We start from the raw sequence: 24,637 nt of genomic DNA, 5'->3' as shown, positions 1-24,637 counted from the left end.
CCCCACCGTACGGCGTGCCACTGACAGTGCCCGTCGCGCCGACGGACCGCCCGTGGCGCGGACCCGGCGTGTGTCCGCACCACGGGCGGGGGAGCCGTGGAGCCCGGGACGGCAGAGCGGCCGCGCGGGGCCCCGGGTGAGGAGGCCGCCGCGCCGCCCCGGACGGGGAAGCCCGCTAGTCGTCCACCGCCTCGCGGACCACGTCGGGAGCGTTGGTGATGATCCCGTCGACACCGAAGCCCGCCACCCGCCGGGCGCCGTCCGCGTCGTTCACGGTCCACGCGAAGGCCTTCATCGGCGTGCCGTGCGGTCCGTGGAAAGCGTGGACCGCCGAGACGTAGCCGGAGGAGAGCGTGGTGTGATCCGAGTTGATCTGGTCGGCGAATCGCGCGTACTGCGGCAGCTGCGCCACCGACGGCGTGCCCAGGAAGGCCGTGCGGACGTCCGGGCGCAGGTCGTGCACCGTTCGCACACTGTCGGCGCTGAAGCTCTGCACGAGCAGCCGGCCCGTGACGTGTGCCCGGTCGAGCCAGCCCTCGTTGCTCAGCAGCTTGAGGGTCTCCCGTTCGATGTCCGGGTAGAGCTGGGGGTTCTTGATCTCCAGGACGAGCTTCTGGTGGTTGTGCTCGACGCGCTCCATGTACTGCGTGAGCGTCGGCACGCGCGCGCCCGCGTACCGGGAGCCGAACCAGCTCCCGGCGTCCAGGCGGGCGATCTCGGCCGCGGTGAAGTCCCTGACGTTCCAGGGAGCTCTGTCCGGGTAGAGCTCCTCGACATCGGTCGTGCGCGCCAGACCCGCGTCGTGCAGGACGACGAGTTCGCCGTCCTTCGTGCGCTGGACGTCGTTCTCGACCCAGTCGAACCCCAGGTCGGCGGCCTTGTCGATGGCGGCCAGGGTGTTCTCGGGAGCGTAGGCGGAGGCGCCGCGGTGCGAGACGACGACCGGACCGGTCCCCTGGGACCCCGCGCGCGCGTGCGGGCTGGGCAGTATCACCGCGGCGCCTCCAAGAAACGCGGCGGTCGTGGCGGCGGTTACGCGCGCGTACATGCGTCCTCCTCGCGTCGTGTGATCACGGACAGCACAAGAGTGACAGCAGAGAGTCAATGAAGATGGTGTGTGAGGTGGCCACAAATTGAATGGAGTTGCCCAAGTCCGCTCACCGGCGCCGCACAGGTGCGGCGAGGCCGTGATTCTTTGCCGGAAAATCGTTCGACCATTCCGGTGGGAGTCATACTCTTCGCCTCGGCCCAGTCCGCTCGTGCGGTCCTCCGGGTGGGGGAATTTCAGGGCTTTTCAGGAGCAACACGGCGGGGAGGGCATCCGCGCATGCAGGGCACGGTAGACGGCTTCACTTACGGACTCGTCACACCGCTGGTGGCCTATCTCATGGCCTGCCTGGGCGGAGCGCTCGGACTGCGCTGCACCACCAGATCGATGCTGGTCGCCCGCTCGTGGCGGGCCGGCTGGCTCGCCCTCGGCTCGGCCGCGATCGGCTCCGGCATCTGGACCATGCACTTCATCGCGATGATGGGATTCAGCGTCGAGCAGACGCCGGTCCACTACGACAGACCGACGACGTTCGCGAGTCTGGGCGTTGCCATCGTGATGGTGGGCATGGGGATCTTCATCGTCGGCTACCGCGGTGCCAGTGGGGCGGCGCTCTTCACGGGAGGCACGATCACCGGCCTCGGCGTGGCCTCGATGCACTATCTCGGCATGGCGGGAATGCGGCTGAACGGGAAACTCGAATACAACACCCTCACCGTGTCCGCCTCCGTCGTCATAGCCGTGGTCGCCGCCACAGCCGCCCTGTGGGCGGCGGGACAGGTCCGGGGATTTCTCTGGAGCGTGGGCGCGAGCCTCGTGATGGGACTGGCGGTGACCGGCATGCACTACACGGGCATGGCCGCCCTCAGCGTCCATCTCCATGGCACGTCAAGCACTCCCGGCGGGGACTCGGCCGCCGCCCTGCTCGCGCCCATGATGATCGGCCCACTCGCCTTCCTGTGCCTCGCGGGCGTGGTCGTGATGTTCGACCCGCTGATGGTCATGGGCAAGCCCGACTGGACTCCCGCGGAGAACCGGCCGGGAGTCCCGGCCCATACGGCGGCGCGGCGCACCGGCGGCCGGCCCCCGGTCCGTCCCGGGCGGGTCCGCCCGCAGCGGAGGTCGCGCACTCCGCAGAACTGGTGATCAGGCCCCGTTGTCAGTGCGGGGTCGTACGGTGGATTCCATGCGGCCCGTATCCAAGATCGAACGTTCGGTGGCGCCCTTCGAGGTCGTCAGCCCCTTCCAGCCCAATGGCGACCAGCCCGCCGCCATCGCCGAGCTGGAGAAGCGCATCAGCACAGGCGAGAAGGACGTCGTCCTCTTGGGCGCGACCGGCACGGGCAAGTCCGCCACCACGGCCTGGATGATCGAGAAGCTCCAGCGCCCCACCCTGGTGATGGCTCCGAACAAGACCCTGGCCGCCCAGCTGGCGAACGAGTTCCGCGAACTCCTCCCGAACAACGCGGTCGAGTACTTCGTCTCGTACTACGACTACTACCAGCCCGAGGCGTACGTCCCGCAGTCGGACACCTACATCGAGAAGGACTCCTCGATCAACGAGGAGGTGGAGCGCCTGCGCCACTCCGCGACCAACTCGCTGCTGACCCGCCGTGACGTCGTCGTGGTCGCCTCGGTCTCCTGCATCTACGGCCTCGGTACGCCGCAGGAGTACGTGGACCGCATGGTCGCGCTCAAGGTCGGCGACGAGATCGACCGGGACGACCTGCTGCGCCGCTTCGTCGACATCCAGTACACGCGCAATGACGTGGCGTTCGCCCGGGGCACCTTCCGGGTCCGCGGCGACACCATCGAGATCTTCCCCGTGTACGAGGAGCTCGCGGTCCGCATCGAGATGTTCGGCGACGAGATCGAGGCCCTGTCCACGCTGCACCCGCTCACCGGCGAGGTCATCAGCGACGACGACCAGCTCTACGTGTTCCCCGCCTCGCACTACGTGGCGGGCCCCGAGCGCATGGAGCGCGCGGTCAACGACATCGAGAAGGAGCTGGAGGAGCGCCTCGCCGAGCTGGAGAAGCAGGGCAAGCTCCTGGAGGCCCAGCGCCTGCGGATGCGCACCACGTACGACATCGAGATGCTCCGCCAGATCGGCTCCTGCTCCGGTGTGGAGAACTACTCGATGCACTTCGACGGCCGTGAGCCCGGCTCCCCGCCCAACACGCTGCTGGACTACTTCCCGGACGATTTCCTGCTCGTCATCGACGAGTCGCATGTGACCGTGCCCCAGATCGGTGCCATGTACGAGGGCGACGCCTCCCGCAAGCGCACGCTCGTGGACCACGGTTTCCGGCTTCCGTCGGCCCTGGACAACCGCCCCCTGAAGTGGGAGGAGTTCCAGGAGCGCATCGGGCAGACGGTGTACCTCTCGGCGACCCCGGGGCAGTACGAGCTCTCCCGTTCGGACGGCCAGGTCGAGCAGATCATCCGGCCCACCGGCCTCGTCGACCCGGAGGTCGTGGTCAAGCCCACCGAAGGGCAGATCGACGACCTGGTGCACGAGATCCGCACGCGTGTCGAGAAGGACGAGCGCGTCCTGGTCACCACGCTCACCAAGAAGATGGCCGAGGACCTCACCGACTACTTCCTGGAGCTCGGCATCCAGGTGCGCTATCTGCACAGCGATGTCGACACCCTGCGCCGTGTCGAGTTGCTGCGCGAGCTGCGCGCGGGAGAGTTCGACGTCCTCGTCGGCATCAACCTGCTCCGTGAGGGGCTCGACCTGCCCGAGGTCTCCCTCGTGGCGATCCTCGACGCCGACAAGGAGGGCTTCCTGCGCTCCGGCACCTCACTGATCCAGACGATCGGCCGCGCGGCGCGCAACGTGTCCGGTCAGGTCCACATGTACGCCGACAAGATCACCCCGGCGATGGAGAAGGCCATCGACGAGACCAACCGTCGCCGGGAGAAGCAGATCGCCTACAACAAGGAGAGGGGCATCGACCCGCAGCCCCTCCGCAAGAAGATCAACGACATCGTGGCGCAGATCGCCCGCGAGGACGTCGACACGGAGCAGCTGCTCGGCTCGGGCTACCGCAAGTCGAAGGACGGCAAGGGAGCCAAGGCCCCGGTCCCCGCGCTCGGAAAGGCCGGCAAGGCGGCCAAGGGCAAGGCCAAGGAGACGGTGCCCACGGACCGGCCCGCGGCGGAACTGACCGAGCAGATCGAGGAGCTGACGGAGCGGATGCGTGCCGCGGCCGCCGACCTCCAGTTCGAGATCGCGGCCCGGCTGCGCGACGAGGTCTCCGAGATGAAGAAGGAGCTGCGGCAGATGAAGGAAGCGGGCCTGGCCTGACGCTCCCGCCGAGGCGCCGGACCTCGGGACATGCGCACTGTGTTGCAAGACCGACACAAAGTGCGCCCCAGGGTTCGGTGCTGTCGGTGCCCCTGCGTAGTGTTCTGGTCATCCGCGGACTCCGCGGCAACAGGGGACAGTTCGAGAGGGGAACAGCGCGTGACGGTCAACATGACCAAGGGTCAGGCCATCAGTCTGCAGAAGAACGACGGGGGCACGCTGACCGCGGTGCGCATGGGCCTCGGCTGGCAGGCCGCTCCGAGGCGCGGTCTGTTCGGCTCGCGCACCCGGGAGATCGACCTTGACGCGTCCGCCGTGCTGTTCGCGGACAAGCAGCCCGTCGACGTGGTGTTCTTCCGTCACCTCGTCAGCGACGACGGCTCCGTACGGCACACGGGTGACAACCTGGTCGGCGGCGCGGGCCAGGGCGGCGACGACGAGTCGATCCTCGTCGACCTGCAGCGCGTCCCGGTCCACATCGACCAGATCATCTTCACTGTGAACTCCTTCACGGGCCAGACCTTCCAGGAAGTGCAGAACGCGTTCTGCCGTCTGGTCGACGAGACCAACGGCCAGGAGCTCGCCCGCTACACGCTCGCGGGCGGCGGGCAGTACACGGCCCAGATCATGGCGAAGGTGCACCGTGCCGGAGCCGGCTGGCAGATGACGGCCCTCGGCACGCCGGCCAACGGCCGCACGTTCCAGGACCTGATGCCGGCGATCCTGCCGCACCTGTAGGCACGCGCCCACACCGCACGAAGCGATACAGCGACATAGCGACACAGGGGGACAAGGCGATGACGGCCGAGCTGGTCCGGGGGCAGAACCACCCGCTCTCCCAGGTCCGTCTCGAGGTCCGGATCTCGGCCGGTAAACCGGTCGTGGCCGGGGCCACGCTCAGCGACGAGCAGGGCAAGATCCGCGGCGTCGAGTGGGTGGCCCACCCGGGCGCGCCCACACTGCCGGGGCTGGAGGTCTCCAGGCAGGCGGCGGCCGATCACCGCCTGGCGTTCGACCTCGACGCCCTGCCGGAGCACGTGCACCGGGTCAGTGTGCTCCTCGCACTGCCGTCCGGAGTCGGCGGCCCGGTCCGGTTCGGCGCCGTCGCCGCCCCCTTCGTCGCGGTCACCGGCCTCGACGGCGCGGAGGTCGCCAGCTACACCGTCACCGGCCTGGACGCCGAGTCCGCCGTCGTCGCCCTGGAGCTCTACCGCAGGCAGGGCGCCTGGAAGGTACGCGCGGTCGGCCAGGGGTACGCGGGCGGCCTCGCCGAACTCCTCGCCGACCAGGGCCTTCCCGAGGCCCAGCAGCTCGCCGGAAGCATCAATGAAGCGGTGGCGCGCGGAATGGCCCGCTCGGTCGCCGCGCCCCCGCCGCGTACGGCGGACGTGGACCGGTCGCGGCAGGCGGCCAGTTCGGCGCCCGGCGCCGACCAGCCGTACCCAGGACCGCAGGGCGCCCCGGGGACCGTCACGCCACCGCAGTCCCCGTACGACACCCCCGGTCCGCAGGGGGGTGCGACGCCGGGGCAGGGCTACCCGGGCGGCACCACACCGCCCGACCCCTCCGCCGTCACCCAGCCGTCCGCCTCCGCCGGCGGCGGGATCAACTACACCCACCCCGGCCGGCAGACCGCGGCGCCGCCCCCTCCTCCGCCGACCGCGCCACCGGCCGAGCCCGGCCGCCCCGCCCAGCCCGTCGCGGGCGACGCGACCGGCTGGTCCATGGACGAGCGGCTCTACAACCAGGTGTGGGGCATGTTCGAGGACCTCGCCCGCACCACCGCCGCCTACCGCAGCGCTGTCGACTTCGCCGACTCCCGTATGGAGAAGGAACTCGACCAGGTGCTGTCTGACCCGCGCAGCCGGATCGGCGGCCAGGGCGACGCGGCCCGTGAGGCGGCGCGCGCCAGGCACGCCCAGCTCGTCGACCAGGCCCGCGAGGCGCTCGACCGGGACCTCGCCCAGCTCGTCGCCGAGTCCGAGGTCGTCGAGCCCGCGCTCCCCCCGGCGTACGCACGCTGGGACAACCCTGTCTGGCACGGCTACCGGGTACCGATGGAGATCCCCATGGCCCTGCGTCTGGGCGATCTCAGCCTGCCCGAGAGCGAACGCCTGAGCATCCCGATGCTGCTGCGGCTGCCGCTGGAGCGCGGCCTGTGGATCGACAGTGGCCGCACCTCCGCGGACGGCGGCCTCGCCGACGCCGACGAGCTGCGCCGCCTGGCGATGGACACGGCCGTCGCTCACGCCGCGCGGCTGCTCGCCGTGTATCCGGCCGGCGAGTTCACGGTGCACGTCATCGACCCGGCCGGTTCCGGAGCGTCCTCCCTCGCACCGCTGACGCAGTCCGGGGTGCTCGACGTGCCGCCCGCTGTCGGCGCCGCCGGGGTCTCCGAGGTCCTGGCCCGGCTCACCCAGCGCGTCGACCTGGTGCAGATGGCGATCCGCGGCGGAGCGTCCGACTCGCTGCCGCCGGGGTTCGACACCGCCGAGCAGTTGCTGATCGTCAATGACTTCCCGCACGGGTTCGACGACCGTGCCGTGACCCAGCTGCGCTATCTCGCGGACGAGGGCCCGGCCGTCGGGGTGCACCTGATGATGGTCGCCGACCGGGAGGAGGCCGCTGCCTACGGGCCGCTGCTCGACCCGCTCTGGCGTTCGCTGCTGCGGCTCACGCCGGTGGCCGACGACCACCTCGCCGACCCCTGGGTCGGGCACGCCTGGACGTACGAGCCGACGCTCGTCCCGCCGGGCAGTCAGGTGCTCCAGCAGGTGCTGGCCCAGGTGGCCGCGGCCCGGCGTCCGTGGAACCGATGAGCATGCGCGGGGCCGAGCGCCTGGAGTGTGCCAAGTAACAGTAAAGCCCCTCTGACCTGGGGATTTGGCTCTTCTTTTACCAATCGCTTTACCTTTCCTTGGTGGTTGGGTACTCTCGTTCGTACGGAGGGGAGTACTCCCTACCTATGGCGACGTGCCCGTCAATACGGATCAGGCCAGATCCCGGGGCGTCGGCCCGCGTACACCGGGCGCATCACGCGCCCCGGCCGTCCCGGGTGGAAGAGACCTCCGGCAGCGACGACGCTGAGACCTGCCGTTACGTACTGCCGGAGGCGCAGTGGATGTTTCCCTGACCCTGTGGGTCCTGACGATCGTGGGCCTCGCCGCCCTCATCGCGGTCGATTTCTTCATCGGCCGTAAACCGCACGACGTGTCGATCAAGGAAGCCGGAATCTGGACGATCGTCTGGATCGCCCTGGCCGGCCTCTTCGGACTCGGCCTGCTCGTCTTCTCCGGTGGCCAGCCCGCCGGAGAGTTCTTCGCCGGCTTCATCACCGAGAAGTCGCTGAGCGTCGACAACCTCTTCGTCTTCGTGCTGATCATGGCGAAGTTCGCGGTGCCCTCGCAGTACCAGCAGCGGGTGCTCCTCGTCGGTGTGCTCATCGCCCTCGTCCTGCGCGCGATATTCATCGCCGCGGGTGCCGCGATCCTCGCGAGCTTCGCCTGGGTCTTCTACATCTTCGGCGCGTTCCTCATCTACACCGCCTGGAAGCTGATCCAGGAGGCCAGGGCCGAGGAGGAGGACGAGGAGTTCGAGGAGAACCGCCTGCTGAAGGCGGCCGAGCGACGCTTCGGCGTGGCCGACCGGTACCACGGCACCAAGCTGTGGATCCAGCAGAACGGCAAGCGCGTCATGACGCCGATGCTCGTCGTCATGCTGGCGATCGGCACCACCGACGTGCTCTTCGCCCTCGACTCGATCCCCGCGATCTTCGGCCTCACCCAGGACCCGTACATCGTGTTCACGGCGAACGCGTTCGCGCTGATGGGTCTGCGACAGCTGTACTTCCTCATCGGCGGGCTGCTCAAGAAGCTGGTCCACCTGAGCTACGGGCTGTCGGTCATCCTCGGCTTCATCGGCGTCAAGCTCGTCCTGCACGCGCTGCACGAGTCCGGCGTCCACGTCCCCGAGATCTCCATCCCGGTCTCTCTCGGCGTGATCTGCGCGGTCCTGGTGGTCACCACGATCACCAGCCTGATGGCCTCCAGGAAGCAGGCGGCGCGCGACGAGGAGGAGAGCGCCGGGGACAAGAGCCCGAAGAGCGTCGACGTCTGACGGCGTCGACTGCGCGAACAGCCTCCGGGAGCGGCGTGCGGCGAGGAGCCGACCACCGCTCCCGGAGCATGTCCGGGCACAGCGACGGACCGCCCTGACATCCGCTCCTCCCGACCCGTCCGGAGGAGCACACCCATGACGTCGACCAGGCACGCCGGCCACGGCCGCGAGCGCACCGACCCCACGGAGCCCCGAACACACCCCACGACACCGAACAGGACGGCACGCCGACGACCCGAAGGCCCACCGGCCCGCCGTCCGCCCATCGAACGCGACACACGGGAGATGACTGATGCGAGACACGGGACACGACCGAGCCGACCTGGCGGCCGATCCCGGAAGCGAATCGTCCTCCATGGCAGAGGCGCGGGCACCGGGAGACCGGAGTGCGGGCCCCGCGAAGGGCTGCGACGATCGCAGCATGATCGATCGGCTCCGGTCACCCCTCACGCAGTGGACGGCCATCGTGCCCCTGCTCGCGGTGGTCCTGCTGGTCTTCACCTGGGGACGCGACGTGCCCGGCGCGGTGGTGGTCCTGGTGACGCTGGTGCTCGCCGGGGCCGTGCTGGCAGCCGTCCACCACGCCGAGGTGGTGGCCCACCGGGTCGGCGAACCCTTCGGGTCCCTGGTGCTCGCCGTCGCCGTCACCATCATCGAAGTGGCCCTGATCGTCACCCTGATGGCGGACGGCGGCGACAAGAGCGCGACGCTGGCCCGCGACACGGTGTTCGCGGCAGTGATGATCACCTGCAACGGCATCGTCGGTCTCTGTCTGCTCGTCGCCTCCCTGCGCCATGGGCTCGCCGTCTTCAACGCCGAAGGCACCGGAGCGGCCCTCGCCACCGTCGCGACGCTCGCCACGCTCAGCCTCGTCCTGCCGACGTTCACCACCAGCAAGCCGGGCCCCGAATTCTCCTCGGCCCAGCTCACCTTCGCCGCCCTGTCCTCGCTCGTCCTCTACGGCCTGTTCGTCACGACCCAGACCGTGCGGCACCGCGACTACTTCCTGCCGATCACCCGGCAGGGCGAGGTCATCCACGCGGACGCCCACGCGGACGCCCCGTCGGGCCGTACCGCGGCGCTCAGCCTCGGACTGCTGGCCCTGGCCCTCGTCGGTGTGGTCGGACTCGCCAAGGGCGTGTCGCCGACCATCGAGTCCGGGGTGGAGGCGGCCGGCATGCCGGCCGCCGTGGTCGGTGTGATCATCGCCCTGCTGGTCCTGCTGCCCGAGACCATCGCCGCACTCCGGTCGGCCCGCCGCGACCGCGTGCAGACCAGCCTGAACCTCGCTCTCGGCTCCGCGATGGCCAGCATCGGACTGACCATTCCCGCCGTCGCCCTCGCGTCCATCTGGCTGTCCGGACCGCTCGTCCTCGGCCTCGGCGCCACACACATGGTGCTGCTCGCGCTCACCGTGGTGGTGAGCTCCCTGACCGTGGTTCCGGGCCGCGCGACCCCGCTCCAGGGCGGTGTCCACCTGGTTCTGTTCGCGGCCTATCTGGAACTCGCGGTCAACCCCTGAGCGGCTCGCACCAGGGACGGCACCCGCCCCCTCAGTCGGCCGCCTGCACGACCGCGAGGCGTGGCACCGACCGCGTCTCCGGGAGCAGCGCGAAACATCCCAGGCTGAGCAGCGCGATCCCGGTCAGATACGCGGCCACGCCCCAGGGGACACCCGGTCCGCTCGCCACCGCGGTCGCCACGACGGGTGTGAGCGCGCCACCGAGAACCCCGCCCAGGTTGTAGCCCACGGCGGCGCCCGTGCACCGCACGCGGGGCTCGTACAACTCCGGCAGATACGCGGCGATGACGGCGAACATCGTGATGAACGCGATCAGGGCCACCAGGAAGCCGGCGAACATCAGCAACGGTTCACCGGTCGACAGCAGGGCGACCATGGGGAACATCCACAGCGCGGCGACCGTGCAGCCCACCAGACACAGGGGACGCCGCCCGAACCGGTCGCCGAGCAGGGCCATCACCGGTGTCAGACAGCCCTTGACCACCACCGCGGCCATGATGCAGGTCAGCATGACGGTACGGCTCACGCCCAGTCGCTCGACGCCGTACGCGAGCGCCCACGTCGTCACCGCGTAGAACACGGCGTAGCCGACCGCGAGTCCGCCGGCCGTCAGCAGCACCAGCCGCCAGTGGTCGCGCACCACCTCGGCGAGCGGCACGCGCGCGTGGTCCCGCATCTCCAGGAACTGCGGGCTCTCCGCCAGCGAACCGCGCAGCCACAGTCCCGCCGCCGCGAGCACGCCCGCGGCCCAGAACGGCACCCGCCACCCCCACGCGGCGAACTGCGCGTCGGACAGCGTCGCCGAGAGCGCCAGCATCACGCCGTTGGCCAGCACGAACCCCAGCGACGGGCCGACCTGCGGGAAGCTCGACCACAGTCCTCGCCGCTCGGCGGGCGCGTGCTCGGCGGTCAGCAGCACTGCCCCGCCCCACTCGCCGCCCAGGCCCAGGCCCTGGAGGAAACGCAGCACGAGAAGGAGCACCGGAGCGGTCACGCCGATGTGCTCGTACGTCGGCACACAGCCCACGGCGACGGTGGCCGTACCGGTCAGCAGCAGTGAGGCGACCAGGACGGGACGCCGCCCGCGCCGGTCCCCGAGATGCCCGAAGAGCACCGAGCCGAGCGGGCGGGCGACGAACCCGACACCGAACGTCGCGAAGGCCGCCAGCGTCCCCGCCAGCGGTGAGAACGTCGGGAAGAACAGCGGCCCGAGGACCAGAGCGGCCGCCGTCCCGTACACGAAGAAGTCGTAGAACTCGATTGCGGTCCCGGCGAGGGAGGCGGCCGCGAGCCGCAGCATGGAGGGCGCCCTTACGGTGCGTACGTCGTGCATGCCGCGTCAACTACCCAGGGTGACGGGCGGTTACGGGGGCGTGCGGGTGCTCTCCTCGGTGCCGGCCTACGCGTCCGGCGCACGGCGGCCGGCCCGGTCGCGATCGTCGTGCGCCCGTGTCAGTACGTCACGGTGATGCGCCGGGCCGGGCCGTCCACCCGGACCGTGCCCCCGTAGGGGATGACGATCTGCGGATCGGTGTGCCCGAGGTCCACGTCGAAGACGACCATCGTGTCGGGCGCGTACTGGTCGACGGCCCGCAGCACCGCCTCGCGCTGCTCCCGCGTGTAACGGGCCTTGGCGTCGGCATCGTTGGGGTGCTCGAACGACCAGGCCTTCGCACGGCCCATCAGCAGCGCCGGGAAGCGGCGCAGCAGACCGCGCTCGCCCATGCTGCGCAGGATCCAGAAGACGTCGTCCGCCTTCGGCATGTCTTCCGAGGTCTCCAGGAACAGCACATGACCCTCGTACACGGCGGGATCGCGGGCGATCTCCCGGTCGGCCATCAGCAGCCAGGAGAGGATCTCGATGTTGCCGCCCCAGGAGCGGCCCTCGACGATCCGGTCCGGGCGGTGCCACGTCCAGCCGCCGCCCGGCTCCGACGCGGGTTCGGACTCGAACGTCGCGGGGTCTTCCCAGGGGCCGTTGACGTCGCCGAACCGGTCGGTGGGACGCAATTCGTACGTTCCCGAGGTGAACAGCGCGGCGCGGAGCGACTCCGCGGTCAGCGGGTGCATCGCGGCCGGACGGCCGAGCTCGCACATCACGCTCCCGCCGTGGTAGCCGACGATTCCGGCGTTCCACAAGTACGCGAGCAGGTTGGTGTTGTCGCTGTATCCGAAGAAGGGCTTCGGATTCGCGCGGATCAACTCCCGGTCCAGCAGCGGCAGCACGGTGATCTGGTCCGCACCGCCGATGGACGAGACCACGGCCTTGACCGCCGGATCCGCGAACGCCGCGTGGATGTCGTCGGCGCGCTGCTGCGGCGTCGCCCCCATCTTGCGGGTGGTCGGGTACTCGACCGGTTCCAGGCCGTACTCCGTGCGCAGTCGCTCCAGGCCCAGCTCGTAGGGGCGCGGGAAGAGTTCCGGCAGGCCCGCGGAGGGAGAGAGCACGGCGACGCGGTCGCCGGGCGAGGGCTTGGGGGGATAACGGGGCGTCGTCATGACCGGAGGGTACGGGCCGTCGCCGCTTCGTCGCACCGTGATAAACCGGGTCCGAGCAGCGGTCCTCGACGGGCCGTCAACCTGGAAGGACCGGAGGAACCGTGCCCCGCACCCTCGCCAACGCCCCGATCATGATCCTCAACGGGCCCAACCTGAACCTCCTCGGGCAGCGCCAGCCGGAGATCTACGGGTCCGACACCCTCGCGGACGTGGAAGCGCTGTGCGCGAAGGCGGCGGCCGTGCACGGCGGCACGGTGGACTTCCGGCAGTCCAACCACGAGGGCGAGTTGGTCGACTGGATCCACGAGGCCCGCCTCGATCACGCCGGGATCGTGATCAACCCCGCTGCCTACTCGCACACTTCCGTGGCGATCCTGGATGCGCTCAACACCTGTGACGGCCTTCCGGTGGTGGAGGTCCACATCTCCAACATCCACCAGCGCGAACAGTTCCGGCACCACTCGTACGTATCGCTGCGCGCCGACGGGGTCATCGCCGGCTGCGGTGTGCAGGGGTACGCCTTCGCGGTGGAGCGGGTGGCGGCGCTGGCCGGGACGGGGAAGGCGGACGCCTGAACCGGCAGCGGGCGTCGGAGGCGGAGCACGCCGAGGACGTGGGGTGCGCACGAACCCGCGTACGGTCACCCGAGTGTGCCGGGGCCGCCGGCCGAGGGCGGGGATCGAAGGCCGGCGGCCCGTTCCGCGCCGGAGCCGTCATCCCGCGCGGGGCTGGCTCCAGTGGACTGCACCAGTGACGGCGCCGGGAGCGCACGCGTGACACCGGCGCGTGCGCTCGGTTCACACGGGGCGCGTGTTCAGTGCGCGCGCCCCGTGCGTGGAGAGCATCGACCCGCGGGTCGCCCGGCGGCTCGGCAGACTCGGCGGCATCGCGCCCGGGGTCCCGGCCGCAGACTTCGGGTCATGCAACGGCCCGGCGCGTGACTCACCAGCCGCGCGCGTGCCACTCCGGCAGATGGGGCCGCTCCGCGCCCAGCGTCGTGTCGTTGCCATGACCGGGGTAGACCCAGGTCTCGTCCGGCAGCGCGTCGAAGATCTTGGTCTCGACGTCGTGGATGAGACTCGCGAACGCCTTCGGATCCTTGCGCGTGTTGCCCACACCGCCCGGGAACAGGCAGTCGCCCGTGAACACATGGGGGTGCCCGTGCGGGTCGTCGTAGACGAGCGCGATCGAGCCCGGCGTGTGTCCCACCAGATGGCGCGCGGTCAGCTCGACATGTCCCACCCGGATCGTGTCGCCGTCGTCGACGGGGACGTCGGTCGGCACCGGGATGCCGTCGACGTCGTCCCGGCCCGCGTAGGTACGCGCGCCCGTGGCCGCCACGACCTCGGCCAGTGCCTGCCAGTGGTCGCCGTGCTGGTGGGTGGTGACGACGGACGCGATGCCGTCGTCACCGATCAGACCGATCAGCGCCGAGGCGTCGTTCGCCGCGTCGATCAGGAGCTGCTCGTCGGTGGCCCGGCAGCGCAGCAGATAGGCGTTGTTGTCCATCGGGCCGACCGCGATCTTGGAGATCATCAGGTCCCGCAGCTCATGCACATCGGCAGGGCCGCCGACCTTCACCGCTCCGCTGTACGTCATGGCGGCAGCCTATAGCGGGGGGAGGGTGGGAAGCGCGCCGCCGCCGACGGTCAGTCCGGCGCCGTCACGGCGTCCCGCCAGCCAGCCGAGCAGCGCGGGCGCCGCACCGGTCACCGTGATACCGGGGTCGCCCTGCGCGGCACGTCCCGTGCTCCACGCGCGCGTGCCGTCGGTGAGGCGGGTGGCCGGCACCTCGGGGTGGCCGCGGAAGCGGTCGGTGAGGAACGCGATCTCCCGTGCCACGAAATCTTCGGGGAGGTCTTCGAGCTCGTAGCCGATCCCCAGGTCCACGTGGTGCAGCTCGACCTCGATCCACCGCCGGAACGGAACCCGGGCCGCTGTGTCGGTGACCCCGTTGCGCAGCTCCACCGTGCGCGACCAGTCCGCGGGAACGGCCCCCGCGTCCTGGAAGCGGGCCGCGCTCGCCCGCACGTCGGCGAGCTGCGCGTCCACGGGCCGTGGCGCGTCCCGTTCGATGTCGGCGTCGCGCGCGTCGCCGGAGGCGTACATGGGGCGTCCTTCGAGGACGTTCACCAGAGCGTCCGCGTTGCGGGCGAGGTGGGCGAGCACGTGGCCACGGCTCCAGCCGGGCAGCCGTGACGGCTCGGCCGCGGAAGCGTTGTCCAGTTTGGTGGCTGCGGTGAGCAGTCGTTCCGTCGCGTCACGTACAGACGCCAGGTCGCGCACATGATCAATCATGAGGTCGACCCTAGTCCCGCCACTCCTTCGGGTGAAGGTGGTCGACCGCCCCCGCAAATCGAATGTGCGTGCTATAAGCTCGGATGCGGCGTCGGGCATGCTGGAGGGCCCGGGATTGTTGTGAACCAGCGAATACCGACCGGCGCTGTCAGTGGCTCCCCCTAGTCTGAGAAAGACCGGGGCCTCGGCCCCTGTCACTTCTCTCAAGAAAGGTGCGGACCGGCGTGGCCGACCGTCTCATCGTCCGTGGAGCGCGCGAGCACAACCTGAAGAATGTCTCGCTCGACCTCCCGCGCGACTCGCTCATCGTCTTCACGGGCCTGTCGGGGTCGGGCAAGTCCTCCCTCGCCTTCGACACGATCTTCGCCGAGGGCCAGCGCCGCTATGTCGAGTCGCTCTCGTCGTACGCCCGGCAGTTCCTCGGTCAGATGGACAAGCCGGACGTCGACTTCATCGAGGGCCTCTCCCCGGCGGTCTCGATCGACCAGAAGTCGACCTCGCGCAACCCGCGCTCGACGGTCGGCACGATCACCGAGGTCTACGACTACCTACGTCTGCTGTTCGCGCGTATCGGCAAGCCGCACTGTCCCGAGTGCGGCCGCCCCATCGCGCGTCAGTCGCCGCAGGCCATCGTCGACAAGGTCCTGGAGCTGCCGGAGGGGAGCCGCTTCCAGGTCCTGTCGCCGCTGGTGCGCGAGCGCAAGGGAGAGTTCGTCGACCTCTTCGCCGATCTCCAGACCAAGGGGTACAGCCGGGCCAGGGTCGACGGCGAGACGATCCAGCTCACCGAGCCGCCCGTGCTCAAGAAGCAGGAGAAGCACACCATCGAGGTGGTCGTCGACCGACTCACGGTGAAGGACTCCGCCAAGCGCCGCCTCACCGACTCCGTCGAGACGGCCCTCGGTCTGTCCGGCGGCATGGTCGTGCTGGACTTCGTCGACCTCGCCGAGGACGACCCCGACCGCGAGCGCATGTACTCGGAGCACCTGTACTGCCCGTACGACGACCTGTCCTTCGAGGAGCTGGAGCCCCGCTCCTTCTCCTTCAACTCGCCCTTCGGCGCCTGCCCCGAGTGCACCGGCATCGGTACGCGCATGGAGGTCGACCCCGAGCTGATCGTCCCGGACGAGGAGAAGTCCCTCGACGAGGGCGCCATCCACCCCTGGTCGCACGGACACACCAAGGACTACTTCGGGCGCCTCGTCGGAGCCCTCGCGGACGCCCTGGGCTTCCGCACCGACATCCCGTTCGCGGGACTCCCGCAGCGCGCCAAAAAGGCCCTGCTCTACGGGCACAAGACGCAGATCGAGGTCCGCTACCGCAACCGGTACGGACGCGAGCGGGTCTACACCACGCCCTTCGAAGGGGCCGTCCCCTTCGTGAAGCGGCGGCACAGCGAGGCCGAGAGCGACGCCAGCCGCGAGCGCTTCGAGGGCTACATGCGCGAGGTGCCGTGCCCCACCTGTGAGGGCACGCGACTGAAGCCGCTCGTCCTCGCGGTCACCGTGATGGACAAGTCGATCGCGGAGGTCTCCGCGATGTCCATCAGCGACTGCGCGGACTTCCTCGGCGAGCTGAAGCTCAACGCCCGCGACAAGAAGATCGCCGAACGCGTCCTGAAGGAGGTCAACGAACGGCTGCGCTTCCTGGTCGACGTGGGCCTCGACTACCTGTCGCTGAACCGCGCGGCCGGCACCCTCTCCGGCGGCGAGGCCCAGCGCATCAGGCTGGCCACCCAGATCGGCTCCGGACTCGTCGGCGTCCTCTACGTCCTCGACGAGCCCTCCATCGGTCTGCACCAGCGGGACAACCACCGGCTGATCGAGACGCTGGTCCGGCTCCGCGACATGGGCAACACGCTCATCGTCGTCGAGCACGACGAGGACACCATCAAGGTCGCCGACTGGGTCGTCGACATCGGCCCCGGCGCGGGCGAGCACGGCGGCAAGGTCGTGCACAGCGGCCCCTTGAAGGAGCTCCTCGCCAACGCCGAGTCGATGACCGGCCAGTACCTGTCGCGCAAGAAGGAGATCGCGACCCCGGACATCCGCCGCCCCACCGACCCGAGCCGCAGGCTCACGGTGCACGGCGCCCGGGAGAACAACCTCCGGGACATCGACGTGTCCTTCCCGCTGGGCGTCCTCACGGCCGTCACCGGCGTCTCGGGCTCCGGCAAGTCCACCCTGGTCAACGACATCCTCTACACGCACCTCGCCCGCGAGCTCAACGGCGCGAGGAACGTCCCCGGGCGGCACACGCGCGTGGACGGCGACGACCTCGTCGACAAGGTCGTGCACGTCGACCAGTCGCCCATCGGCCGTACGCCCCGGTCCAACCCGGCGACGTACACCGGCGTCTTCGACCACGTTCGCAAGCTGTTCGCCGAGACGACCGAGGCGAAGGTCCGCGGCTATCTGCCCGGCCGCTTCTCCTTCAACGTCAAGGGCGGCCGCTGCGAGAACTGCTCCGGCGACGGCACCATCAAGATCGAGATGAACTTCCTGCCCGACGTGTACGTCCCGTGCGAGGTCTGCCACGGTGCGCGCTACAACCGGGAGACCCTGGAGGTCCACTACAAGGGCAAGTCGATCTCCGAGGTGCTCGACATGCCGATCGAGGAGGCCCTCGGCTTCTTCGAGGCGGTCCCGGCGATCGCCCGCCACCTCAGGACGCTGAACGACGTCGGTCTCGGCTATGTCCGGCTCGGCCAGTCCGCGCCCACGCTGTCCGGCGGTGAGGCGCAGCGCGTCAAGCTCGCCAGCGAGCTCCAGAAGCGCTCCACCGGCCGTACGGTGTACGTGCTCGACGAGCCGACCACCGGTCTGCACTTCGAGGACATCAGCAAGCTCATCTCCGTGCTGTCCGGCCTGGTGGACAAGGGCAACACGGTCATCGTCATCGAGCACAACCTCGACGTCATCAAGACCGCCGACTGGGTCGTCGACATGGGCCCCGAGGGGGGCAACGGCGGTGGTCTAGTGATCGCCGAGGGCACCCCCGAGCAGGTCGCCGGAGTCCCGGCCAGCCACACCGGCAAGTTCCTGCGGGAGATCCTCGGCGCCGACCGGATCAGCGACGCCGCTCCCGTGAAGGCCGTGCGCAAGACCGCGGCCAAGACGGTGGCGGCCAAGGCCACGACGAGGAAGACGGCCACGAAGGCGGTCAACAACACGGCCACCAAGAAGGCGGCCTCGGCGACCAAGAAGACGGCCGCCAAGAAGGCGACGCCCGCGAAGAAGACCACGCGAGCCCGCCAGGCCTGACCGGCCGGCACCGGCCGCGGCCTCGGCCCCGGCCGGTCGGCCGGCGGCGGGAAGACCTTTCCGCCGCCGGTGCGAACGCAGGCCGTCCGCAGGCGCGACGCCCGGCGGTCGAGTCCGACAAGTCACCAGAAATACGGCGCCCCACGGGAACTCCCCGTGGGGCGCCGCCCGTTGAACAGTCAGCCGCCCTGTCCCTGCGGCTCGACGAACTGCATGTCCAACTGCACCTTGACAACATCACCGAGGAAACCGGTCCCGAAGTCCAGACCGAAGTCACTGCGCCGGATCTCACCCGTCGCCTCGAACCCGGCATGCCTGCGCTGGTCGGCGGGGGAGTCCACCACCCCACCGAACTCGACGGCGAGCGTCACCGGCCGGGTCACGCCCCCGATGGTCAAGTCCCCTTCCATCGACCACTCCTCGCCGTCACCGAAGACCCGCGTCGAGGCGAAGGACATCGTCGGCCGCTTCTCGACGTCGAGCAGGTCGGCCGAGCGGGTGTGCGCGTCCCGGTCGGGGTTGCCGGTGTCGATGGAGGCCAGGGCGATCTCCGCGCCCACCTTGATGGCGTCGGCCGTCTCACCGACGTGGAGCGAGGCCTGCACATCGGCGAAACGTCCGCGCACCTTGGCGATCCCGAGGTGGCGGATGGTGAAGTTGACCGCCGAGTGCAGCGGATCGAGCTCCCAGTCGCCGGCGGACAGCGGCAGCGAAGCGTGCGTGGCAGGGGAGTTGTCGTAAGTCATGGCTCCACCGTGCGCGGCCGGAGGGAAAGGAGGGAGGCCGGGCGGATGGTGGTAGTGACAGGGCCACGATCCGAGGCCACGCGCGCTGTACGTTCGACAGGTGAGCGACAACGAACTGGGCACCTTCCTGCGCACACGACGTGAAGCGATCACACCCGCGCAGGCGGGGCTCCCGGCCGGCCCCCGCCGCCGCACGCCGGGACTGCGCCGCGCCGAGCTGGCCACGCTCGCCGGAATCAGCGTCGAGTACCTCATCCGTCTCGAACAGGGCCGCGACCGCAACCCCTCGCCCCAGGTCCTGGGCGCGCTCTCCGACGCCCTGCAACTGCCCGTGACGGAACGGATCCTGCTGCGCCGGCTCGCCAAGGAGTCCGGTCACGACGCCATCCTCTGTTCGACGGCCGCGGCGCCCACCCACGCGGTGCGTCCCACCGTCCAGGCCATGCTGGAGCGGCTGGAACCCACACCGGCCGTCCTCCTGAACTGGATCGGCGACATCCTGGCGTACACCAACGGCTATCGCCGCCTCACCGGGCCGCTGGGGATGCTCGACGGCCGGCAGCCGAACATCCTCCGGTACGTGTTCACCGATGAGCGGGCCCACACCGCTTTCGCCGACTGGGACCAGGTCGCCGACACACAGGTCGCGCACCTGCGGCACGAGGCGCCCCTCCAGGACCCCCATGTCGCCGCCCTGGCCGACGAGCTGACCGTCACGGCGGGAGCCCGTTTCGCCGACCGGCTCGCCGCGGTACCGGCCATGCCCCGCCGGGCCGGGATCGACCTCGTCACCCACCCCGAGGTCGGACCGCTGCGGCTGTCGTACGAGACGCTCGCGCTGCCGGACGACGGTCACCGCATGGTCGTGCACCTGCCCGCGGACGAGGCCACGGCCGCCGCACTCGACCGGCTCGACGGGCGGCAGCCGGGCGCGCTGCGGGCGGTCGGCGGCTGAGCGCGTCCGTCACACGCCGCCGAGCTCGGACGCGTACGGCGGTTCGGCCCCCGCGCGCGAGCACGTGATCGCCGCGGCGCGGGCCGCGAAGCGCAGCAGCCGGGTCCAGTCCTCGGGGCCCAGTTCCGTCAGTGCGGCCGGTGACAGGGCGTCCCGGGCGGCCAGACCGTGCAGCAGCGCCGCGTTCACCGTGTCGCCCGCGCCGATGGTGTCCACGACCTCGACCGGTTCGCCGAGCACGGAGAGTTCCCGGCCGTCGCGGGTGAACACGGTCAGTCCGTCGCCGCCGCGGGTGATCACCACGGCACCGGGGCCGGACGCCAGCCACTCGCGCGGGGTCCCGCCGAGCCATTCGGCGTCCTCCTGCGAGAGCTTGAGGAGCGAAACGGACGGCAGCCAGCTCTTGAACCGGGCCCGGTAGGCGTCCGGGTCGGGGATGAGCACGGCCCTGATGTTCGGGTCGAGCGCGGTGAACACGCCGCGCGCGGCGGCGGCCCGCATCAACTCCTCGTAGGCGGTCGCGCCCGGCTCCAGGACCAGCGAGCACGTACCGAAGGACACCGCCTTCGTGGCGTCGGGGAGCCCGTCGGCCGCCGAGAAGAGGCGGTCCGCCGTGCCCTCGACGTAGAAGGAGAATCCCGCCGAGCCGTCCGGGCCGATCGTCGCGACGGCGAGCGTCGTCGGCTCCGCGCCGCGCTGCACGAGGGAGACGTCGACGTCCGCCTCGCGCAGCCCGCCCAGCAGAGCCTCGCCGAAGGCGTCGTCCGAGACGCGGGAGCAGAAGGCGGTGGGGGAGCCGAGACGGCCGAGGGCCACCGCCGTGTTGTACGGTCCGCCGCCGAGGCGCGGCAGCAGGCCCACGAGGGCGCCCGCGCCCTGCGGTACCAGATCGATCAGGGCCTCACCGGCGACGACGATCACGACTCGGGTCCTTTCCTGTGGTGCTCGGGCTCGGGGGAGTTGTCGGGGCAGCCGCACGAGGTGCGGTGGACGAAGGAGGAGGGCAGCCGAAGGGTGCGGCCCGCCCGCTGGGGGGACGCCAGCCGGTCCAGCAGCAGGCGTACGGCCTGGGCGCCGATCTCCTTGCTGGGCTGGGAGATCGCGGTCAGCCGCGGGGTGAACAGGTCGGCCCACGCGAAGTCGTCGAAGCAGCACAGCACCAGGTCGTCGGGCACGGACAGATGCAGGCCGCGCAGGGCTCGCAGGGCGCCGATGGTCATCGCGTTGTTGGCGGTGACGAGCGCGGTGGGCGGCGCCGGGAGCGACAGCAGGCCGAGGGTGGCTTCCTCGGCGGCGTCCGCCTGGGAGTTGCCGTGGGCCACGAGCCGTTCGTCGTGGGAGAGCCCGGCCTGTGCGAGGCCGTGCCGGTAGCCGGTGATCCGCTCGGTCGTGGTGCTGAGCCCCGGGAGGCCCGCGACGAGGGCGATGCGCCGGTGCCCCCGCTCGGCGAGGTGGGTGACCAGGTGCGCCATGGGCTCGGTGTTCTCCGTGCACACCTGGTCGAAACGGAAGGGGGAGCCGGCGGGGGAGTCGACGAGTCGGTCCAGGAACACGGTGGGTACCTCGTGCTGCGCGAGATGACGCAGCAGCCCCTGCGGCTCTGCCGAGGGCGCGATGATCATGCCGTCGACACGTCGTTCGTGCAGCAGCTGGACGACCTTGCGCTCGTGCTCCGGGTCGTCGTGAGGATCGGCGATGAGCAGGCTGTAGCCGTGCTGGAGGGCGCCGGCCTCGACGCCCTGGAGGATCTCCGTGAAGTACGGGTTGCTGATCGCCGACACCGCGAGCCCGATGGACCGCGTACGGGAGGTCACCAGTGAACGGGCCAGGGTGTTGGGTGTGTAGCCGAGCTCGTCGATGGCGTCGAGGACGGCCTGGCGCGTCGCGGGCAGCACGGGGCGCGTGGCGTTGAGCACGTGCGAGACGGTGGCGATGGACACGCCCGCGCGCCGAGCCACATCGACCATCGTCGCCATGGCGTTCCCCTCGCCGGTAGCCGGTTCCTAGCCGGGGAACGTATCTCATCCACGGCGGCACGTAAACGCTTACGCATGGATGCGCGTAAGCGTTTACGCGAAGGCCTGTACCGGCGTTCGCCGCGGCTCCGGCTCCGACCTGCCCCGGCTCGGGCGGAATGACCGGTACCGGTATCGTCGACGAACGACGCATCGCGTCCGTCGAGGCGGCCGAAACGGCCCGAAGCGTGCCCAGGCGCGCTCGCGCGCGTCGAAGGCGAGGACGCACACGGCTCGCTCCGTGCCGCCCGATGTCCTTCGAAACGTCCTCGACCAGTGGAGATGCCATGCCTGGCCGTCCGTCCGCGAGCCGCCGCACCGTGTTGCGGGGAGCCGCGACAGTCCCGGTCGCCGGGTTCGCCCTGACCGCCTGCTCCGGCGGCACGGGCGGCGCGGCCCCCGCGACACCGACCGCGCCGGTCGAGCTGGGCGCGGAGGCCGAGATCGCCAAGGGCGGCGCCAAGCTGTACCGCGATCACAACGTCGTGGTCAGCCGTGCCGAGGACGGTTCACTGAAGGCGTTCAGCACGATCTGCACCCATGCCGGGTGCCCCATCAACAAGCTGGAGGGCACGACGCTGACCTGCCCGTGCCACGGCAGCGCGTTCGACGCCGCGACGGGCGAGGTGCTGCACGCGCCGGCGACCGTGCCGCTCGACGAACTGTCCGTCGAGGTCAAGGGCGGGAAGATCGTCACGGGCCCGGACGCCTGAGCCGGCGCCCGGCTCCGGTCACTCCCAGTCCCAGCCGATCCCCACGATCCCCGACCGCACACGCGGCTCGACCAGATGCACCGAACGGTGGTGGCCGCTCATCGTCAGCTCCTGGCGGCCGCTGCGCGGAGCGGCCGCCGAGTGCTGCGTGAAGCGGTGGCAGCGCACGGGCAGGGCGTCCTCGGCGAACCGCACCTGGAGCGCGTACTGCCCGCCCGCGAAGCCGAACCCGCGCACGTACTCGGTGGACGCGCCGGCCGTGCCGTCGTCGAAGCCGTAGCGGAAGAGGAACGTGTCGCCGGCGCGCAGGCGTGTGTCGAAGAGCAGCTCGGCCACGAGCAACCCGGTGTCGTGGTGCCGGCGCACCCGCCCCGTACGGCAGTTCTCCAGGGCCCGCACCGTCATGCGCTCGGGCACGCAGCCCGGATCGCCGTGGTGGATCGCGACATAGCGGTCCACGCCGTCCCTGTGGGCCCGCACTATGTGGTGCGATTCGCGGCCGAGCAGTTCGCGGTGCGCGCCGATGTGTACGCGTTCGTGGTGGCCGATGGTGTGCAGACCGCCGTCGAGCGGTGACTCCAGCTCGGCCAGCAGCTGCTCCTGGACGCTGGAGGCCGCCACCAGGGAACGGTAGGTGCGGCCCGCGGGGCGTTCCGGGTCGGACCGTTCGTCGGCCTCGGTGAGCAGCCGGATCAGCGACTCGTCCGGAAGCCGCAGGATCTCCTCCAGGGCGCGTACGGCGCGCAGCGACTCGGGGCGCTGCGGGCGCCGGGCGCCCTGCTGCCAGTAACTGAGGCTCGTCACCCCCACCTTGACCCCGTACCGGGACAAGTGGTGCTGTACGCGCTGGAGGGGGAGGCCGCGGGCGGTGATGGCGGCGCGGAGCGCGACGTGGAAAGGGCCGCCCCGCAGGGCCGTCTCCAGTTCCGCCGCGGCGGTGTCCGCCTGCTGTGTGCCGTGCCGCATGCAGGGGCCTTTCTGTGAATGTTCACAACGGCTGGTCAGGCCGTTCGTGTGGGGCGCAAGGGTCGCCAGGTCGGCGCATGGGAGCCCGTTCACACGCAAGTGCAGCCGTTCACGCCCCGAGTTCCCCCGCATTGAAGCGTGTTGACCAAGCCGCGACAACACCTGATGCTCAACATGCTCCACCGCGGCGTCCGGAGCGCTCCTCAACTCCTCACCCCCCACCCGGGAGCATCGCGATGCGCCACAGCGTGCTGTGCGTGCTGGCCGCGCGCGCGGAACACACCGACCCGGCGGTCGTCGTCGCGTCCGTCATCGCGGGCGTCGGCGCATTCGTCGCCCTCGTCCTGAGCGCCGTGCGGGCCGTGCGCCGGAGGCGCCGCTGATCTGCGGTGCCCGGCCGCTCCCCGCCCCGGCTGCTCCCGCCCAGGCCGCTCCCGCCGCGGGCGCGGCGGCCCCTTCGTCGACCTCGCCGAGACCGCAGCCGTATGTACGTCGTCCCCGCCGGCCCTAGTCCGCGCGCCCCAGCAACTCCCGCACCGCCCGTGCCGAAAGCGCCGACTTGTGGAGGAAGCCGCGGGCCGCGCTGGCCACGACGAGTTCCTGGAAGTCCTCCAGGGCGTGCGTCGAGATGAGGATGACGGAGGGGACGGTCACCGCGAGCCTGCCCGCGACCTCGAAGCCGTTCTCCCCGTCGAGGTCGATGTCGACCAGCGCGACGTCCGGAACCAGCTCACCGGCGCGCGCGACGGCCTCCGCGCCCGTGGAGGCGGTACCGACGACCTGCATCCCGCCACGTTCCAGCAGGGCGCACGCGGCCTCCAGGAAGTGGGCGCTGTCGTCGACGAGGAGACAGCGCATGGACATGCGGACAGCTTCCCAACAGGCCGAGCCCGCGCGCCTTCCGGCTACCCGGAAAGTGCTGAAGTCCTGTGCCGGAAAAGCCGATCCGCGTTCACGCAAAGCGTCCGGCGGGTCACGCGCGGTAGCATGTCCGTGCCCTGGAGTGGCCCTGTCCCGTCGGCCGGATGGGGGTGCTCGATGACGTCACTCCGAAGCGACAACCACGGGATCGCGCCCGCCGTCGCGCGGCGACGCGCCGGCGGCACGGCACGGTCGGCCGGTGAGGTGCCCATCGCCGCCCACCCGGCCGGTGCGCCATGAGAGCGGGCACCCGGCGCCGGAC

Annotated in this window: 21 protein-coding genes; 11 read left to right on the top strand and 10 right to left on the bottom strand. The window is 70.6% G+C overall.

The features are described 5' to 3' along the window. Nucleotides 1–175 precede the first annotated feature (175 nt). The gene (locus tag ACSYGO_RS14095; protein WP_432175828.1) at nucleotides 176–1,048 is read right to left on the bottom strand and encodes a glycerophosphodiester phosphodiesterase; all 873 of its coding nucleotides are present in this window, start codon (nucleotides 1,046–1,048) and stop codon (nucleotides 176–178) included. A 279-nt stretch (nucleotides 1,049–1,327) separates the two neighbouring features. Between ACSYGO_RS14095 and ACSYGO_RS14090 the strand changes: the two genes are divergently transcribed. The 6 genes from ACSYGO_RS14090 to ACSYGO_RS14065 all read left to right on the top strand — a co-directional run bounded on the left by ACSYGO_RS14090 (nucleotide 1,328) and on the right by ACSYGO_RS14065 (nucleotide 9,999). Continuing rightward, nucleotides 1,328–2,194 (top strand): MHYT domain-containing protein, encoded by an 867-nt coding sequence (locus ACSYGO_RS14090; protein WP_426676008.1) that lies wholly within the window; start codon nucleotides 1,328–1,330, stop codon nucleotides 2,192–2,194. Between the two features lie 40 nt (nucleotides 2,195–2,234). After that, entirely contained in the window at nucleotides 2,235–4,361 is a 2,127-nt protein-coding gene (uvrB, locus tag ACSYGO_RS14085; protein ID WP_432175827.1) for an excinuclease ABC subunit UvrB, read from the top strand. A 159-nt stretch (nucleotides 4,362–4,520) separates the two neighbouring features. Further along, on the top strand, nucleotides 4,521–5,099 hold the full coding sequence (locus ACSYGO_RS14080) for a TerD family protein (RefSeq protein WP_426676010.1): 579 nt from the start codon (nucleotides 4,521–4,523) through the stop codon (nucleotides 5,097–5,099). A 59-nt stretch (nucleotides 5,100–5,158) separates the two neighbouring features. Continuing rightward, nucleotides 5,159–7,180, top strand: a complete 2,022-nt coding sequence (locus ACSYGO_RS14075; protein ID WP_426676011.1) for a TerD family protein — start codon at nucleotides 5,159–5,161, stop codon at nucleotides 7,178–7,180. 298 nt (nucleotides 7,181–7,478) lie between these two features. Continuing rightward, nucleotides 7,479–8,477 carry a TerC/Alx family metal homeostasis membrane protein gene (locus ACSYGO_RS14070; RefSeq protein WP_359500526.1) on the top strand — a complete coding sequence of 333 codons (999 nt, stop codon included), beginning with the start codon at nucleotides 7,479–7,481 and terminating at the stop codon, nucleotides 8,475–8,477. Nucleotides 8,478–8,898: 421 nt separating this feature from the next. Further along, on the top strand, nucleotides 8,899–9,999 hold the full coding sequence (locus ACSYGO_RS14065; protein WP_426676012.1) for a calcium:cation antiporter: 1,101 nt from the start codon (nucleotides 8,899–8,901) through the stop codon (nucleotides 9,997–9,999). A 31-nt stretch (nucleotides 10,000–10,030) separates the two neighbouring features. Here the strand turns inward: ACSYGO_RS14065 and ACSYGO_RS14060 are convergent, their stop codons facing one another. Both ACSYGO_RS14060 and ACSYGO_RS14055 read right to left on the bottom strand, forming a co-directional pair. Continuing rightward, entirely contained in the window at nucleotides 10,031–11,332 is a 1,302-nt protein-coding gene (locus ACSYGO_RS14060) for an MFS transporter (RefSeq protein WP_432175825.1), read from the bottom strand. A gap of 119 nt (nucleotides 11,333–11,451) precedes the next feature. Next, nucleotides 11,452–12,498: a S66 family peptidase gene (locus ACSYGO_RS14055; protein ID WP_432189124.1), complete on the bottom strand. Its 1,047-nt coding sequence runs from the start codon at nucleotides 12,496–12,498 to the stop codon at nucleotides 11,452–11,454. A 101-nt stretch (nucleotides 12,499–12,599) separates the two neighbouring features. Between ACSYGO_RS14055 and aroQ the strand changes: the two genes are divergently transcribed. Continuing rightward, complete coding sequence (gene aroQ, locus ACSYGO_RS14050; protein WP_426676015.1) at nucleotides 12,600–13,073, top strand: type II 3-dehydroquinate dehydratase; 474 nt, start codon at nucleotides 12,600–12,602, stop codon at nucleotides 13,071–13,073. 367 nt (nucleotides 13,074–13,440) lie between these two features. Here the strand turns inward: aroQ and ACSYGO_RS14045 are convergent, their stop codons facing one another. Together ACSYGO_RS14045 and ACSYGO_RS14040 are read right to left on the bottom strand one after the other, a co-directional pair. Then, a complete protein-coding gene (locus ACSYGO_RS14045; RefSeq protein WP_426676016.1) occupies nucleotides 13,441–14,097 on the bottom strand; it encodes an MBL fold metallo-hydrolase in 657 nt (218 codons plus the stop codon). A gap of 9 nt (nucleotides 14,098–14,106) precedes the next feature. Beyond that, a complete protein-coding gene (locus tag ACSYGO_RS14040) occupies nucleotides 14,107–14,796 on the bottom strand; it encodes a maleylpyruvate isomerase family mycothiol-dependent enzyme (protein WP_435224102.1) in 690 nt (229 codons plus the stop codon). Nucleotides 14,797–15,020: 224 nt separating this feature from the next. On the opposite strand from ACSYGO_RS14040, the gene uvrA reads away from it, so the two are divergent. Beyond that, nucleotides 15,021–18,059: an excinuclease ABC subunit UvrA gene (uvrA, locus tag ACSYGO_RS14035; RefSeq protein ID WP_426676018.1), complete on the top strand. Its 3,039-nt coding sequence runs from the start codon at nucleotides 15,021–15,023 to the stop codon at nucleotides 18,057–18,059. Between the two features lie 179 nt (nucleotides 18,060–18,238). On the opposite strand, the gene ACSYGO_RS14030 is transcribed toward uvrA, so the two are convergent. Continuing rightward, nucleotides 18,239–18,805 carry a YceI family protein gene (locus ACSYGO_RS14030; protein ID WP_028805963.1) on the bottom strand — a complete coding sequence of 189 codons (567 nt, stop codon included), beginning with the start codon at nucleotides 18,803–18,805 and terminating at the stop codon, nucleotides 18,239–18,241. Nucleotides 18,806–18,905: 100 nt separating this feature from the next. Between ACSYGO_RS14030 and ACSYGO_RS14025 the strand changes: the two genes are divergently transcribed. Next, a complete protein-coding gene (locus tag ACSYGO_RS14025; RefSeq protein ID WP_460386796.1) occupies nucleotides 18,906–19,760 on the top strand; it encodes a helix-turn-helix domain-containing protein in 855 nt (284 codons plus the stop codon). A gap of 9 nt (nucleotides 19,761–19,769) precedes the next feature. Here the strand turns inward: ACSYGO_RS14025 and ACSYGO_RS14020 are convergent, their stop codons facing one another. Both ACSYGO_RS14020 and ACSYGO_RS14015 read right to left on the bottom strand, forming a co-directional pair. Beyond that, nucleotides 19,770–20,681: a carbohydrate kinase family protein gene (locus ACSYGO_RS14020; protein ID WP_426676020.1), complete on the bottom strand. Its 912-nt coding sequence runs from the start codon at nucleotides 20,679–20,681 to the stop codon at nucleotides 19,770–19,772. Further along, complete coding sequence (locus ACSYGO_RS14015; RefSeq protein WP_426676021.1) at nucleotides 20,678–21,736, bottom strand: LacI family DNA-binding transcriptional regulator; 1,059 nt, start codon at nucleotides 21,734–21,736, stop codon at nucleotides 20,678–20,680. Before ACSYGO_RS14015 ends, ACSYGO_RS14020 begins: the two co-directional genes overlap by 4 nt. 326 nt (nucleotides 21,737–22,062) lie before the next feature. On the opposite strand from ACSYGO_RS14015, the gene ACSYGO_RS14010 reads away from it, so the two are divergent. Beyond that, nucleotides 22,063–22,488 (top strand): Rieske (2Fe-2S) protein, encoded by a 426-nt coding sequence (locus tag ACSYGO_RS14010; RefSeq protein ID WP_426676022.1) that lies wholly within the window; start codon nucleotides 22,063–22,065, stop codon nucleotides 22,486–22,488. Nucleotides 22,489–22,506: 18 nt separating this feature from the next. Here the strand turns inward: ACSYGO_RS14010 and ACSYGO_RS14005 are convergent, their stop codons facing one another. Further along, a complete protein-coding gene (locus ACSYGO_RS14005; RefSeq protein ID WP_426676023.1) occupies nucleotides 22,507–23,454 on the bottom strand; it encodes a hypothetical protein in 948 nt (315 codons plus the stop codon). A gap of 236 nt (nucleotides 23,455–23,690) precedes the next feature. On the opposite strand from ACSYGO_RS14005, the gene ACSYGO_RS14000 reads away from it, so the two are divergent. Next, on the top strand, nucleotides 23,691–23,837 hold the full coding sequence (locus tag ACSYGO_RS14000; RefSeq protein WP_345655416.1) for a hypothetical protein: 147 nt from the start codon (nucleotides 23,691–23,693) through the stop codon (nucleotides 23,835–23,837). A 124-nt stretch (nucleotides 23,838–23,961) separates the two neighbouring features. Here ACSYGO_RS14000 and ACSYGO_RS13995 read toward each other — a convergent pair whose 3' ends face one another. Next, nucleotides 23,962–24,318, bottom strand: coding sequence for a response regulator (locus ACSYGO_RS13995; RefSeq protein WP_426676024.1), 357 nt, complete (start codon nucleotides 24,316–24,318; stop codon nucleotides 23,962–23,964). Nucleotides 24,319–24,637: the final 319 nt, after the last annotated feature.

It is taken from the genome of Streptomyces krungchingensis, assembly GCF_054729265.1.
Note: the sequence above shows the minus strand (reverse complement) of the source record. Positions and strands in the feature narration are given on the sequence as shown.

Bases quoted from the DNA above. Each gene is read 5' to 3' on its own strand.
- ACSYGO_RS14095 (WP_432175828.1), bottom strand. From the start codon at position 1,048: ATGTACGCGCGCGTAACCGCCGCCACGACCGCCGCGTTTCTTGGAGGC.
- ACSYGO_RS14090 (WP_426676008.1), top strand. From the start codon at position 1,328: ATGCAGGGCACGGTAGACGGCTTCACTTACGGACTCGTCACACCGCTG.
- uvrB (WP_432175827.1), top strand. From the start codon at position 2,235: ATGCGGCCCGTATCCAAGATCGAACGTTCGGTGGCGCCCTTCGAGGTC.
- ACSYGO_RS14075 (WP_426676011.1), top strand. From the start codon at position 5,159: ATGACGGCCGAGCTGGTCCGGGGGCAGAACCACCCGCTCTCCCAGGTC.
- ACSYGO_RS14065 (WP_426676012.1), top strand. From the start codon at position 8,899: ATGATCGATCGGCTCCGGTCACCCCTCACGCAGTGGACGGCCATCGTG.
- ACSYGO_RS14060 (WP_432175825.1), bottom strand. From the start codon at position 11,332: ATGCACGACGTACGCACCGTAAGGGCGCCCTCCATGCTGCGGCTCGCG.
- ACSYGO_RS14055 (WP_432189124.1), bottom strand. From the start codon at position 12,498: ATGACGACGCCCCGTTATCCCCCCAAGCCCTCGCCCGGCGACCGCGTC.
- ACSYGO_RS14045 (WP_426676016.1), bottom strand. From the start codon at position 14,097: ATGACGTACAGCGGAGCGGTGAAGGTCGGCGGCCCTGCCGATGTGCAT.
- ACSYGO_RS14040 (WP_435224102.1), bottom strand. From the start codon at position 14,796: ATGATTGATCATGTGCGCGACCTGGCGTCTGTACGTGACGCGACGGAA.
- ACSYGO_RS14030 (WP_028805963.1), bottom strand. From the start codon at position 18,805: ATGACTTACGACAACTCCCCTGCCACGCACGCTTCGCTGCCGCTGTCC.
- ACSYGO_RS14015 (WP_426676021.1), bottom strand. From the start codon at position 21,736: ATGGCGACGATGGTCGATGTGGCTCGGCGCGCGGGCGTGTCCATCGCC.
- ACSYGO_RS14010 (WP_426676022.1), top strand. From the start codon at position 22,063: ATGCCTGGCCGTCCGTCCGCGAGCCGCCGCACCGTGTTGCGGGGAGCC.
- ACSYGO_RS14005 (WP_426676023.1), bottom strand. From the start codon at position 23,454: ATGCGGCACGGCACACAGCAGGCGGACACCGCCGCGGCGGAACTGGAG.
- ACSYGO_RS14000 (WP_345655416.1), top strand. From the start codon at position 23,691: ATGCGCCACAGCGTGCTGTGCGTGCTGGCCGCGCGCGCGGAACACACC.
- ACSYGO_RS13995 (WP_426676024.1), bottom strand. From the start codon at position 24,318: ATGTCCATGCGCTGTCTCCTCGTCGACGACAGCGCCCACTTCCTGGAG.